Origin of the sequence: Nostoc sp. EspVER01 (assembly GCF_034530635.1) — a bacterium.
In the GTDB taxonomy this organism is placed as follows: domain Bacteria; phylum Cyanobacteriota; class Cyanobacteriia; order Cyanobacteriales; family Nostocaceae; genus Nostoc.
In genome coordinates this window covers 1-13,486 of the sequence record NZ_JAVRCS010000041.1, presented here as the reverse complement: position 1 = coordinate 13,486, position 13,486 = coordinate 1, and the positions used below count along the sequence as shown (strand labels likewise).

12 protein-coding genes and 1 pseudogene are annotated in these 13,486 nt (G+C 41.1%); 9 read left to right on the top strand and 4 right to left on the bottom strand.

What is annotated here, in order from left to right; translation table 11 throughout:
* Positions 1 to 127: 127 nt before the first annotated feature.
* Positions 128 to 1,195: an S-methyl-5-thioribose-1-phosphate isomerase gene (mtnA, locus tag RMX69_RS24865; RefSeq protein WP_322639027.1), complete on the top strand. Its 1,068-nt coding sequence runs from the start codon at positions 128 to 130 to the stop codon at positions 1,193 to 1,195.
* 688 nt (positions 1,196 to 1,883) lie between these two features.
* On the opposite strand, the gene RMX69_RS24860 is transcribed toward mtnA, so the two are convergent.
* Positions 1,884 to 3,305, bottom strand: a complete 1,422-nt coding sequence (locus tag RMX69_RS24860) for an NADP-dependent isocitrate dehydrogenase (RefSeq protein WP_069070841.1) — start codon at positions 3,303 to 3,305, stop codon at positions 1,884 to 1,886.
* Positions 3,306 to 3,580: 275 nt separating this feature from the next.
* Here RMX69_RS24860 and RMX69_RS24855 point away from each other — a divergent pair, with 275 nt between their 5' ends.
* The 5 genes from RMX69_RS24855 to RMX69_RS24835 all read left to right on the top strand — a co-directional run bounded on the left by RMX69_RS24855 (position 3,581) and on the right by RMX69_RS24835 (position 9,379).
* Positions 3,581 to 4,300, top strand: a complete 720-nt coding sequence (locus RMX69_RS24855; RefSeq protein WP_289795774.1) for a GUN4 domain-containing protein — start codon at positions 3,581 to 3,583, stop codon at positions 4,298 to 4,300.
* Between the two features lie 107 nt (positions 4,301 to 4,407).
* A complete protein-coding gene (locus RMX69_RS24850) occupies positions 4,408 to 5,529 on the top strand; it encodes an ABC transporter ATP-binding protein (protein WP_322639026.1) in 1,122 nt (373 codons plus the stop codon).
* 518 nt (positions 5,530 to 6,047) lie between these two features.
* Positions 6,048 to 6,671: a Uma2 family endonuclease gene (locus tag RMX69_RS24845; protein ID WP_322639025.1), complete on the top strand. Its 624-nt coding sequence runs from the start codon at positions 6,048 to 6,050 to the stop codon at positions 6,669 to 6,671.
* 242 nt (positions 6,672 to 6,913) lie between these two features.
* Complete coding sequence (locus RMX69_RS24840; RefSeq protein ID WP_289795776.1) at positions 6,914 to 7,681, top strand: superoxide dismutase; 768 nt, start codon at positions 6,914 to 6,916, stop codon at positions 7,679 to 7,681.
* Between the two features lie 816 nt (positions 7,682 to 8,497).
* Entirely contained in the window at positions 8,498 to 9,379 is an 882-nt protein-coding gene (locus tag RMX69_RS24835; RefSeq protein WP_322639024.1) for a hypothetical protein, read from the top strand.
* Between the two features lie 35 nt (positions 9,380 to 9,414).
* On the opposite strand, the gene rsmG is transcribed toward RMX69_RS24835, so the two are convergent.
* Together rsmG and RMX69_RS24825 are read right to left on the bottom strand one after the other, a co-directional pair.
* Positions 9,415 to 10,152, bottom strand: coding sequence for a 16S rRNA (guanine(527)-N(7))-methyltransferase RsmG (rsmG, locus tag RMX69_RS24830; RefSeq protein ID WP_289795778.1), 738 nt, complete (start codon positions 10,150 to 10,152; stop codon positions 9,415 to 9,417).
* 81 nt (positions 10,153 to 10,233) lie between these two features.
* Positions 10,234 to 10,908 (bottom strand): ABC transporter ATP-binding protein, encoded by a 675-nt coding sequence (locus RMX69_RS24825; protein ID WP_094353410.1) that lies wholly within the window; start codon positions 10,906 to 10,908, stop codon positions 10,234 to 10,236.
* 332 nt (positions 10,909 to 11,240) lie between these two features.
* Here RMX69_RS24825 and RMX69_RS24820 point away from each other — a divergent pair, with 332 nt between their 5' ends.
* From RMX69_RS24820 to RMX69_RS24810, 3 genes are all read left to right on the top strand, one after another.
* Positions 11,241 to 12,197 (top strand): Sll0314/Alr1548 family TPR repeat-containing protein, encoded by a 957-nt coding sequence (locus RMX69_RS24820; protein ID WP_322639023.1) that lies wholly within the window; start codon positions 11,241 to 11,243, stop codon positions 12,195 to 12,197.
* A gap of 98 nt (positions 12,198 to 12,295) precedes the next feature.
* Positions 12,296 to 12,748 (top strand): DUF3531 family protein, encoded by a 453-nt coding sequence (locus RMX69_RS24815; protein ID WP_322639022.1) that lies wholly within the window; start codon positions 12,296 to 12,298, stop codon positions 12,746 to 12,748.
* Positions 12,749 to 12,756: 8 nt separating this feature from the next.
* Positions 12,757 to 13,188 carry an NUDIX hydrolase gene (locus RMX69_RS24810; RefSeq protein ID WP_289795781.1) on the top strand — a complete coding sequence of 144 codons (432 nt, stop codon included), beginning with the start codon at positions 12,757 to 12,759 and terminating at the stop codon, positions 13,186 to 13,188.
* Positions 13,189 to 13,251: 63 nt separating this feature from the next.
* Here RMX69_RS24810 and RMX69_RS24805 read toward each other — a convergent pair.
* A pseudogene (locus tag RMX69_RS24805) lies at positions 13,252 to 13,486 on the bottom strand (hypothetical protein); the annotation flags it as partial.

Here is a 13,486-nt window from a genome sequence, read left to right as displayed (position 1 = left end):
GAAGCCCCGTGCTTCACGCAATGCTTTAAAGTAATGAGTAATGAGTAATGAGTGGATGAAAAATGGGTATTTACTCATTACTTATTACTTATTACTTATACTGATCCTTTACTAACGACCTTTTTCTATGACACCTTCCACAAACCAGGTTTATCCCGTTATTTGGCACAATGACTCAGTGTCACTAATTGATCAAACCCGCTTACCAAACGAATATACATTTGTGGAAATTCACCGCAGTGAAGATATGGCACGGGCGATTAAAACTATGATTGTGCGAGGTGCGCCAGCAATTGGAGTGGCTGCGGCTTATGGAATGTATCTTGGTGCTAGAGAAATTGAGACTAGCGATCGCCACGAATTTCTGCAAAACTTAGATAAAGTAGCCCAGTTGTTGCGTTCTACTCGTCCCACGGCGGTAAATTTATTTTGGGCAATTAGCCGGATGCTGAAAGCCGCCTACGAAACGCTGGGAACAGTAGAAGACATCAAGCAAACCCTTTGCCAAACAGCCCAAGCAATCAATAGTGAAGATTTGCAAACCTGTCAGGCGATTGGTGACAATGGTTTGGCAGTCTTACCCAATACTCCAGAAAAGCTGACTTTGCTTACCCACTGCAACGCTGGGGCGCTAGCGACTGCTGGATATGGCACTGCTTTGGGTGTTGTGCGTTCCGCTTGGAGAGAAGGACGTTTAGAACGTTTATTTGCTGACGAAACCCGTCCCCGCTTACAAGGTGCAAAACTCACCACTTGGGAATGTGTGCAAGAAGGTATTCCAGTTACATTAATTACTGATAATATGGCAGCCCATTGCATGAAACAGGGTTTGATTCATGCTGTAGTTGTGGGTGCCGATCGCATTGCTGCTAATGGCGACACTGCTAATAAAATTGGTACATATAGTGTTGCGATCGCAGCTAAAGCACATAATATCCCTTTCTTTGTCGCTGCACCCCTTTCCACCGTTGATTTTGAATTAGCTGATGGTAGCCAAATTCCCATTGAAGAACGCGAACCAACAGAAATCTATCAAGTTGGCGATACTATTCTCACACCTGCTGGTGTAGATTTTTACAACCCAGCTTTTGATGTCACTCCAGCTGAGTTGATTACAGCCATCATTACAGAAAATGGAGCGATCGCACCTGATAAATTAGCAAAATCACAGTTAAAGAAATTACCGATTGGGTGAAATCCGAATTAATCGAGAACTTGCGCCGAGTTATCGATAACTCTAAATCCGAATAACGGAAACTTTATAGGGCAATGCCCCAAAAAAATCTCCGACTTTTTAGAAAAGCCGGAGATTTTGTTTTTTGACTAATTTTTTCAATAATTTTATCTAAACTTCATATTCGGACTAAATTCAATAAGCAAAATCCGCAATTACTTTCTCAAAAGAAGCTTTGACTTTCTCAAACCCCAGTTTACTTTCTCATTTTGGTGTTTTCCGTAAGTAAAAGAAGCTTTGACTTTCTCAAACCCCAGTTTGCTTTCTCATTTTGGTGTTTTCCGCAAGTAAAAGAAGCTTTGACTTTCTCAAACCCCAGTTTGCTTTCTCATTTTGATGTTTTCTGTAAGTAAAAGAAGCTTTTGCTTTCTCAAAATGCCATTTGACTTACTCAAACCCCAGTTTGCTTTCTCATTTTGGTGTTTTTTGCAAATAAAAGAAGCTTTTGCTTTTTTAAAATGGTTGATTTAGTAAAAATACTGACCTAGCAAATAGAAATTGTTAAAGCTTTCTCAAAGTCCCCCTTTTTAAGGGGGATTTAGGGGGATCAATACACATATTTCGTGAAAAGTTAGATCCCCGATTTCTCAAAGAAATCGGGGATCTGGACATCGCGGATTTTTACAACTCAGATAGGATTGCTATAGACTTAACCAAAATGCTGAATAATTGCGTCGGCAAATTCAGAACATTTTAAGGGTTCAACAGGCGGTTCTAGCAACCGGGCTAAATCGTAGGTGACTTGACTATTTGCGATCGCATCGCTTAAACCTTTCTTAATTAGGTCTGCGGCTTCTTGCCAACCCAAAAATTCCAGCATCATCACACCAGACAAAATCACTGAACCAGGATTAATCCGATCTAAGCCGGCGTGTTTGGGTGCAGTGCCGTGGGTAGCTTCAAATATGGCACTAGAATCACCAATATTTGCTCCTGGCCCCATTCCCAATCCCCCAACAATGGCAGCAGCAGCATCAGACAAATAATCGCCGTTCAAGTTCATCGTCGCCAAAATCGAATACTCATCCGGTCTGGTTTGGATTTGTTGAAAAATACTGTCAGCAATTCGGTCATTCACCAAAACTTTCTCTTTCCATTTGCCATCGCCGTGGGTTGCCCAAATTGTGTTAAGAACAGTTTCAACTTCCTTGACAACTTGCGCTTTCTTATCTGGGGTAAGATTATCAAACCCAGGCTCAATCTGGCGGGCGTTTTCTTCCAAGGAAATATTCGGATTTTTTTCCTTGTTACTCAAAATCCAAGATTCTTGTTCAGTGACAGTTTCTTGGCGAAATTCGCTGGTTGCTAATTCATAACCCCAGTCGCGGAAAGCGCCTTCGGTGTACTTCATGATGTTGCCCTTATGCACCAAAGTCACTTGTTGTTTGTTTTTGGGCAATAGCAAAGCGTGTTTGATGGCACGTCTGACTAGGCGCTGAGAACCAGTTTTGCTGATGGGTTTGATGCCAATACCAGAATCAAGAGGAATGCGTTTTTTCCCATGTTCTGGGGTGGCGGGGATTAGTTCTTCATTGAGAATTTTAATTAAGCGATCGCCGATTTCGCTACCTTGTCGCCACTCAATGCCTAAATAAATATCTTCCGTATTTTCCCGATAAACAATTACATCCAGCTTTTCGGGATTTTTGTGGGGTGAGGGCGTACCTGCATAGTAACGGCAAGGACGCACGCAAGCATACAAGTCAAAAATTTGTCGCAGCGCCACATTTAAAGAACGAATTCCCCCGCCAATGGGAGTAGTCAAAGGCCCTTTAATAGCTACACCATATTCTTCAATTGCTGTGAGCGTGTCTTGAGGTAAATACTGATAAGTACCGTATAAATCACAAGCTTCGTCTCCAGCGTAAACCTTAAACCAGCTAATTTGACGCTGACCCTTATATGCTTTAGCTACCGCAGCATCGAGAACTTTTTGGGTAGCAGGCCAAATGTCTATACCTGTGCCGTCGCCGCGAATAAAGGGGATAATTGGATTGTCCGGTACGATTGGTTCACCATTTTTGAAGGTGATTTTTGCTCCGGCTGCGGGGGGGGTAATCTTTTCGTACATCGTTCACACACTCCTAATCGATACGCTGCTATTCAAAAAATCTTATGTGGCAGGCTTGTATATTTTGCTATGTCTTTTGTTCACCAAGCCAGAAGGCACAGATTTTCCCCCTATTCCCCTTGTACATTATTTGGGGATTAAGTGTGAGATTTCAGTGAAGCGATCGCAATTTTGTACGATCAAAAATAGTAAACTACTTTTCGCTATCAGTGCTTCACTTTAGAGAATGCCCGATAGCTTACCGCTCTTTCACTGACCGTTAACACAAGAATGGCATGACAGACCCAATGATTTTATCAGGCCCTGCAAATGACATCGACTCCCTCCGACAACCGTTAATCGCTGGGTCTGAAAAAGTCCAACAGCAGATAATCCCACAGTTAGCTGAGTTGGGTAATGAGGGATTAGACGTGTTGATGGAATTTTTACTGGAACGACGTGAGAACCCAGCGACTTGGATTGATGGCAAAGCTTACCAAGTCCTTTACAGTTCTGATGCACCTCAAGTCAAAGAATTTTTGCGCTCCTGTTTTCCTGAAGGAATTGTACCTCTAAAATCAGAGTGCGGGATTAACTACAATTCTTTGCAACAGCTATTGGCTGCTCAAGACTTCCAAGCAGCCGATCGCGTCACCATCGAAAAAATGTGCGAACTATCAGGGCCAACGGCTGTACAACGAAAATGGTTGTACTTTACTGAGGTAGAAAATACCTCGGCTGTTGACTTGCAAACCATTAACAATCTCTGGTTAGTTCACTCCGAAGGTAAATTTGGTTTTTCAGTGCAGCGAGAAATCTGGTTAAGTTTGGGTAAAAATTGGGAGAATTTCTGGCCGAAAATTGGCTGGAAAGCAGGTAATAACTGGACGCGATACCCTAACGAGTTTACCTGGGATTTGAGTGCGCCTAAAGGTCACTTACCCCTTTCTAATCAACTTCGGGGAGTACGAGTTTTTGCTTCTTTACTTTCTCACCCAGCTTGGACGCAGTTATGAGTTAAAAATTATTAGTTATGAGTTAAAGAGGTTTTAAATTTAAAACTCAAAACTCTAAACTCAAAATTCCTAACTCCTAACTCCTAACTATTAACTTTCATCAGATAATGGCAAACGTTCGTCTAGAAGATATTAAACGTAGATTCAATAATGTCACTGCTATTGAGGATATTACCTTTGAAATCCCTGATGGCGAGTTTTGGGTTTTAGTTGGGCCATCGGGTTGTGGTAAATCTACAATTTTGCGAACGATCGCCGGTTTAGAAACCGCTACATCTGGCAAACTCTTTATTGGCGATCGCTTGGTAAATAATATCCCAGCCAGACAACGAGATGTGGCGATGGTGTTCCAAAACTATGCTCTCTATCCTCACATGAGTGTGGCGGAAAACATCGGCTTTGGCTTGCAAATGCGTAAGGTTGACCGAAAAATCATTCAAGAACGAGTGATGAATGTGGCGCGATCGCTTTCTCTCGATCACCTGCTAGATCGTAAACCCAAACAACTTTCTGGGGGACAGCAACAAAGAGTAGCATTAGGGAGAGCGATCGCTCGTGAACCCCAAGTATTTTTACTTGATGAACCTTTATCTAATTTAGATGCCCAATTGCGCGATGATACCAGGGCAGAATTGAAACAGTTACATCAAGAATTAGGCATTACAACTATTTACGTTACCCACGACCAAGTTGAAGCGATGACTTTGGCTGATAAAATTGTCGTACTCAATCGCGGACGAATTCAACAAATCGGCGATCCCCAAAGTATTTATGCAAGTCCTGCTAATCAGATGGTGGCCAGTTTTTTAGGCAGTCCGCCAATGAATATTTTGCCTGCAATTTATCAAAATAATAGTTTTGATGTGAGTGGACAGTTATTAGCAATTCCAGCAGTTGTAAATGAAAAATTACAGTTGCGTCAAGGACACAGTTATGATTTAGGGATTCGTCCAGAACATATAAAAATAAACACTGGCTCAAAACAGGTTGAAGGCCCCGCTACCGATAACAGCACTCAAAATTCAGAATTATTATTAGTTGAAGTGAAAGTTGTAGAACCTTTGGGAAGAGAAACTTTGATTCGTGCTGGTTTACCTGGTTCGGCGGTGATGTTAAATATTCAGGTAGGCGGTGATGTGCGTCTTCGTCCAGGCGATCGCCTTTCTCTACAGCTCGATTTAGATTACTTGTTTGTATTCGATCCCAAAACTGGGGACAGAGTATTATAAGCGCTTCGGAGTGTAAAATATAATTGTTTTGTGTGCGATCGCTGTGACGGGGTGTAGGGGCAATCGCTGTAATTGGTGGCGAGGGATAGGTTAGCGATCACATCCAGAATGAATTATCACATATTTGGGTCTGTTCGCGAAGCATCTCGTAGAGAAGCCCCGTGCTTCACGCAATGCTTTAAAGTAATGAGTAAGGAGTAATGAGTAATGAGTGGATGAAAAATGGGTATTTACTCATTACTTATTACTCATTACTCCAGAATCACCGCACCTTTAGTTCGGTGAAGATGTCAACACACCGCCGTTAATCCAATGTTTGACTGTAACTCTGACCTTGCGTTTGCGATCGCGGTCATTTGTTAATTAAATAGCGAAAATTTGCTGTATCTATTGCTGAGTAAGAACCTTGGCGCGTCCATGCCGATTTATTTTCACCTTTGGCCGCTACACCCCGTTAACTCTTAATTTTCAGGTTACAGCAGTGAGAAGTAGTTTATATCCATAATCAGGATGAAATAATGATTCAATCACTACAAAAACTATTTACCTTTGATGAATATTTAGAGTTTTTAGAAACACAACCGGAAAACATTCGTTATGAATTACACGATGGAGATATTATTCAAATGCCGCCACCATCAGGGAAACACGAGCAAATAGTAGCATTTTTAACAATGATATTAGGGTATGAGTGTCTTCGTCTTAAACTTAATTACGGTATACCTAAAACCGCTACAGTGAAGCCAGAAAAGAAAATGTCAGGATACTATCCTGATGTTTTATTAATTAATTTTTCTAACTTGGGTAATGAACCATTATGGGAGAAACAATCTATTCTTAGTAAACCAGATTCAATTCCATTAGTGATTGAAGTGATCAGTACTAACTGGAGAGATGATTATCATAAAAAGTTTGCCGATTATGAAGAAATGGGTATTCAAGAATATTGGATTGTGGATTATGCTGCTTTGGGTAGCAAGGAATTGATAGGCGACCCCAAACAACCAACAATCACAATTTACTCTTTAAGTGATGAGGGTGAATATCGTGGTAAACAGTTTAGAAGAGACGACCGTATAGAGTCCCCAACATTTCCAGATTTAAATCTAACTGTTGAACAAATTTTTTCAGTGCGTTATTGATAAAAATCTATGTGGCGACGGAGTTTATTTTTTGGTGGTTGGGTGCGAACCTATGATTAGTTGTAAAAAGATAGTTTAAATAAAAATACATAACGTTTTGAATGTTAGTACTTAATATTATAAGTATTGTAAATAGTTTCTTAAACTGCCAGAAATAATCACAATTAACAATTTTTCTTAGCCAAAATCTAAGAAAATAAAAACTGCAATAGAGATTTAATGGATTAGCTGCAAAAACTTATATGACTATTAATCGACGCCATTTCTTGTTTTTACTCACAGCAGGTGCGGGTGCTTTTGCATTAGATGCTTGTGCATTGGCAGAGAAATCTCCTAATGAAAATACTGCAACACCAAATACAACACCAAATATAACAGCAAATACAACAGGGGCTATCCAACTACCGCCTTTACCTTATGCCTACGAAGCCCTAGAACCACACATCGATGCCAAAACGATGCAATTTCACCACGACAAACACCACGCAACTTATGTAAAAAACCTGAATGCAGCCTTAGAAAAACATCCAGAACTCAAAGGTAAAACTGTTGAAGAACTATTGCAGAAACTTGACAAAGTACCACAAGATATCCGTCGAACAGTACGCAATAATGGCGGTGGTCATGTCAACCACTCAATGTTCTGGCAAATTATGAAGCCAAAAGGCGGGGGAGAACCCACAGGAAATATAGCCTCTGCAATTAATCAAAGTTTTGGCTCTTTTGCAGCTTTCAAAAAACAGTTTAACGAAGCTGGTGCTGGTCGTTTCGGTAGTGGTTGGGTTTGGCTAGTACGTAACAAAGATGGTAAGTTAGAAGTGACAACTACAGCTAATCAAGATACTCCCCTAAGTGCAGGTAAATATCCCATCCTGGGTAATGATGTATGGGAACATGCATATTATCTCAATTACCAGAATCGGCGTGCTGATTATTTAGATGCTTGGTGGAACGTGGTTAATTGGGATGAGATTAACAAGCGGTTTGCAGCAGCAAGTAAATTTGCCTGAACACCAGACAACAATTTAGGATTATATAGCAATCCTAAATCATTCGTGAAAAGTTAGATCCCCGACTTCTTTAAGAAGTCGGGGATCTGGACACTGAGAATTTTCACAAATCAGATAGGATTGCTATAGGCGCTTAAAAATTGGCGACAGAATATTGTTTCTGTTGCCAGTTTTTTGATTTTGATAATCCAACAGCCTCTACCCACGTTTTTGTGAGAGTGAAACTGTTACACTCACTGACATCCCGCCCAGAACTGAAGTTCAGGGCTGATAGCGAAAGTCCACTTTCAGCGGACTTGGGCTATGAGACTCGGAATTGATTCCGAGGCGGGATAGAACACACAGCGAGATTCATTGGTTGCGGCAAGACTTGTGTGTACACCGTAGCCAATATATTGGGGGGATTAAGGAGGATCAAGATATGTGCAACTTCACATTAAATTGGTATTACGCATTTAATTTGTACATTTACCTGATGACTTCAGTGAACGACCATCAAGAGTGTTTATATACTTTAGACGCGCATCAGCTTATTCATCTTTTTAAAATTATTGCTTTTAATAATTAGTTTTCTTCAATTATTGCAGGTATTTTTTTTATTTTTTGAGATTTAATATAGCTTGATTTTACGTTAAAAATAAGAATATATCTCAATAAATCTTGTAATTAATCTTACCTGTATAGTGCTAAATTATTTATATTGACAAAATTTATATAAAATTGCAATTTCGGATTTAATCATCACACACAATACATGAAATTTAAAATCTTTCTTTAAATGTCGAATTTAAATTTGATTATAAGGAGGATGTTCTCATGAAGATTAGTTGCAAATTATTAACGGTTGCTTTAACTGTTCCATTGCTTCTGGGAATTGTAAATTTTAAAGCACAAGCTCAAGTTACTAGACAATGGGGTGTAGGTGGCGATATTCCCGTTCCTGGCGATTATGATAATGATGGTAGAACTGATTATGCAGTCTGGCGACCAAGTGATGGTATTTGGTATGTAATTAACAGTTCTACAGGTGTAGCAGTTACTAGACAATGGGGCGTTGGTGGTGATGTTCCTGCACCTGGCAGATACGATAATGACGGTAGAACTGATTATGCAGTTTGGCGACCGAGTAATGGGACTTGGTATGTAATTAACAGTTCTACAGGTGTAGCAGTTACTAGACAATGGGGCGTTGGTGGTGATGTTCCTGCACCTGGCAGATACGATAATGACGGTAGAACTGATTATGCAGTTTGGCGACCGAGTAATGGGACTTGGTATGTAATTAACAGTTCTACAGGTGTAGCAGTTACTAGACAATGGGGCGTTGGTGGTGATGTTCCTGCACCTGGCAGATACGATAATGACGGTAGAACTGATTATGCAGTTTGGCGACCGAGTAATGGGACTTGGTATGTAATTAACAGTTCTACAGGTGTAGCAGTTACCAGACAATGGGGCGTCGGTGGTGATGTTCCCGCCCCTGGCAAATACGATAATGATGGTAGAACTGATTATGCAGTCTGGCGACCAAGTGATGGGACTTGGTATGTAATTAACAGTTCTACAGGTGTAGCAGTTACTAGACAATGGGGCGTTGGTGGTGATATTCCTGCCCCTGGCAATTATGATTTCTCTATTAGGAATGACTTCGCAGTTTGGCGACCGAGTAATGGCACTTGGTATATTTTTGGGAATTAGGGCTAATACTTAGTCTTTTTTCTCGCACTTACCCCTCAAAGAGGCTTTTGAGTCGGTACACCTACAGCACGAGGAAAATTAGCTGGAGTGGTAGCTACCTTACGCAAATACACACAGTGGCGGATGCTGTGACTCAGGGGTGTCGTAAATTGTTTGATTGATTCAATAACGCCACCCAACTGGTTCACAGCATTCTTTAAAGCAGCTGTTTCATCCTTTGTCCAATTACCGCGATAAATTATAGCTAAACCTCCCTGTTTGAGCAGTGGTAGGGTATATTCTGCACAGACAGAGGCTGCTCCTACAGCACGGATCAATGCAATATCATAACCTAGTCGATGTTGGGGGTGCTGACCGATTTCTTCCGCTCTACCAACAAGAGTTTTGGCATTGGTAAGGGCAATTTCACTTAATATATTGTCGATAAAAGTAATTTTTTTCCGAGTGGAATCGAGAAGAGTAATTGGGCAATTAGTTACAGTAATTGCTACGGGAATACCTGGAAAACCTGCACCTGTACCAATATCGATGATAGTAGGGGAAGCAGGGGAGAAATTTCCTGATAACAGGGGTACAATTCCTCGCAGAGAATCCCAAAGATGTTTTTCCCAAAACTCTTGGGGATCAACGATCCGAGTTAAATTGAGTTGGCGATTACCTTCTAGGATTAACTCATAAAGCTTTTGGAATTGCGCTTGTTGTTGAAGAGTGGGTTGCCAATTGAGAGTTTGCTGCCAGATTTCTGCCATTTCAGGCAATTTTTCATTTGTCATTTGTCATTTGTCATTTGGTATGAGACATGGGGCATAGTTTTTCTCTTTGTCCCCTTGTCTCTTTGTCCTCCTGTTCTTTTCTCACACCGTTGGTAGAGGTTCTTTAACTTTAGATTCTAGTGACTTTGGGTCTACTGATTCTAGTTCGCCGTGGTTGAGTGTCCAGCAACGGTCTGCGATCGCTAACAGATCCCCAGCGTCGTGTGTCACTATTAACAATGTCCAATCTTGTTTCAGTTTCGCTAATAAATTTACCAGTTGCCGACGCATTGACCAATCTAAACCAGCTGTGGGTTCATCCAATAACAGCAAATTTGGCTGGCGAATTAATTGCACTGCCAAAGCTAAACGTCGTTGCTGACCACCACTCAAAGCATGAGGGGCAGCGGAAAGCGATAAATGCTCTAATCCCACCTCACTTAGGGCCTGTCTGACTCGTTCTGACCCTAACTCAGGATGTCCTAAACGTAATTCTTCTAAAATTGAACCACCGCAAAAGTGCCGCTCTGGAAACTGAAATACCAACCCGGCTAATTGTTGTAGCTGTTCGGCTATAAGTTCTTGTTCCCGCCAGAAGAGAGCGCCAGTAGTGGGTTCGGCTAGTCCCGACAAAATTTCTAGTAAGGTACTTTTACCGGAACCACTTGGGCCAATAATTAGACCTAGCTGCTGGGGTGCTAATTCTAAATTGATCGATTTGAGAATCGCTGTTGGGCACGCTGTAGGATGATAATTTACATTTCGGAGATAAAGCATTTGTTAAGATTACCAAAAAGTCAGCAAATTACTGATTAGTTACACTGAGAATGTCTGGAAAATTCTGGAAAAACAATTTATAGCGCCTTACCTGGATTAACACCTTAATTTAGCAGCAAGAATTATCCACTTTTTCTCCATTGTGGCAGACTAAGCCTGAAATAATGGCTAGAGCAAGCCTGGAAACATGAAAGATTACCAATATATAAGAAAATTTTGGTTGAAGCAAAGGCAAGTTAACACTTCGACTTCGCTCAGTGTAAAAATTAACCATCTTTGCATTCTAAGTAACACATACAACTATTTCAACCGCAATTATTCTGAGGGTTAAAATGACTAAAAGGTTTTCTTTGCCTCGATTAGTAGCGTCTGCTAAATTCACTACCTTTGCTCAGACTTCTTTTGCAACTGCGATCGCCTTTGGCGTTGCCCCTTGGGCAATCGCACTTAATCTGTCGGTAAATCCCTCCTTGGGTGGCGATCCGTTTCGCAATAGCGAACCTCATCAAATTGGCGACCAAACAGAAGCCGCTTTTAAAGCGATTTTCCAACAGGGCAACTATCCAGCAGCAGATCGTTATTTGGAACAAGCAATATCCAAAGAGCCAAATGAACCTCTAGCTTATGCGATGAAGGCATCTTTGGCATACGGAAATAAGGATTGGGCTAAACTCGACACATACAGTCAGAAAACTCTAGAAACAGGACAAAAACTGATTCCTAGCGATCCATTGCGTGGAAATTTATACACTGCTGTTGGTCATTTTTTAGAAGGTGCAGTAGTTATTACGCGTGAGGGTACTGTCAACGGTGTAGCCCAAGCCTTGGGTAGGCTACGACAAGTTTATGAATATTTAGACAAAGCCGAAGCAATTTCTGCCAACGATCCAGAACTGAATTTAATCAAGGGTTATATGGATTTATTATTGGCGGTTAATTTGCCTTTTGCTAGCCCAGATCAGGCAATTGGACGCTTAGAGCAAAATGCTGCTCCTCAGTATCTAGTGGATCGGGGTATTGCTCTTGCTTACCGGGATTTAAAACGGTATCCACAGGCGCTAGAGTATGTCAACCGAGCGATCAAAACGACATCTGATAATCCAGAAATTTATTATCTTAAAGCCCAAATACTGAAGCGACTGGGGCAAAGAGAAAAAAGCCAGCAGATAATCCAGGAAGCGATCGCTAATTTTGATAAAGCATTGACTAAAAAATCCCAACTCCCAGGCGATTTAGTCAAACAAATTGAGCGTGAACGCAGAAGTGCTGTTAGCTTGAAGAATCCTTAACCCCCATTCCCCACTCCCGTTCGGCTACGCTCACGACAAGCCCACTCCCTACTTTGATATGCTTATTTGCAGAAGAGTACTTGAGATATTAGACCAAAATGGAGATTCAGTTCCGCGAAATTAATCCTTTTGATATGTGGATTTGGCTTAAATTCAGCACAAATCCTTCTGCGCGTGAAAAGCAGTATGTAGAAGAAGTTTTCAATTCCTGGTTTTATTTAGGTAAATTGGGTGCATTTAATGCAGAAAATCTCCAGGTGCAGGATACTGGACTTGATATCAGCTACATGAATTATGATGAACAAGGCTATGATAAAAGCCTATTAGCACTGATGCACAACATTGGTGAGTTTGAATATGAGGGACAGTGGGCGCGTTGTTGGTTTGACTTAGGAACCAGTGATGCGATCGCATTGGATATTTTAATCAACGCTCTCACCCAGCTAAGTCAGGAATATGTCACCATTGAGGAATTGTACATCGGTGGTGAAAATCCAGATTGGCCTATTGAGGATAGTGAAAGTCGTCCTCAGTCTATCTATGATAATTAGTTATAAAAATGAGTAAAGCAGGTGAAATTCGGGTAATAGCCTTGGGGCTAATTCGGAATGGCGATCGCATATTTCTTTCTGAAGGCTACGATCCCGTAAAACAAGAAACATTTTATCGTGCTTTAGGCGGTGGTGTTGAATTTGGCGAAACCAGCCGCGCCGCCTTAGAACGGGAGTTTCAAGAGGAAATTCAAGCAGACTTAACGAATATTAAATATCTCGGTTGTATAGAGAACCTGTTTATATTTAATGGCAGGCAAGGTCATGAAATTATTCAGCTTTATCAATGTGACTTTGCTGATTCCAAATTTTATCAACTGGAAAGTTTAATTTTTTCCGAATCACCACATCATAAACATAGAGCATTCTGGATAGATATCTCTCGCTTGAAATCTGGAGAATTCCGATTAGTACCTGAAGTATTTTTTGAATATTTATAAAACATCTGGAAATTGACTAAGATTGCTTTGCTGTTAATTATTTGGATCTTATTTGAAGACGCGCTATGCCTCACAGGTTTGCTCTTGAACTTGCTCAGGTAAATCGGCAAACCCTTGACGAAACTGAGCGGTGATACGTGACTTCACAATGTATCTGGATCTAATATCATGTCCGCTTGATTGCTTATTAAACCCGAAGAACCCCACCCCGCCAAAGCTGTGCTTTGTCTCCCCTCCCCGCAGGCGGGGAGCAGGGTGGATTAATTGTCGAGAGAGAAAATATAACATAGAAGGATGA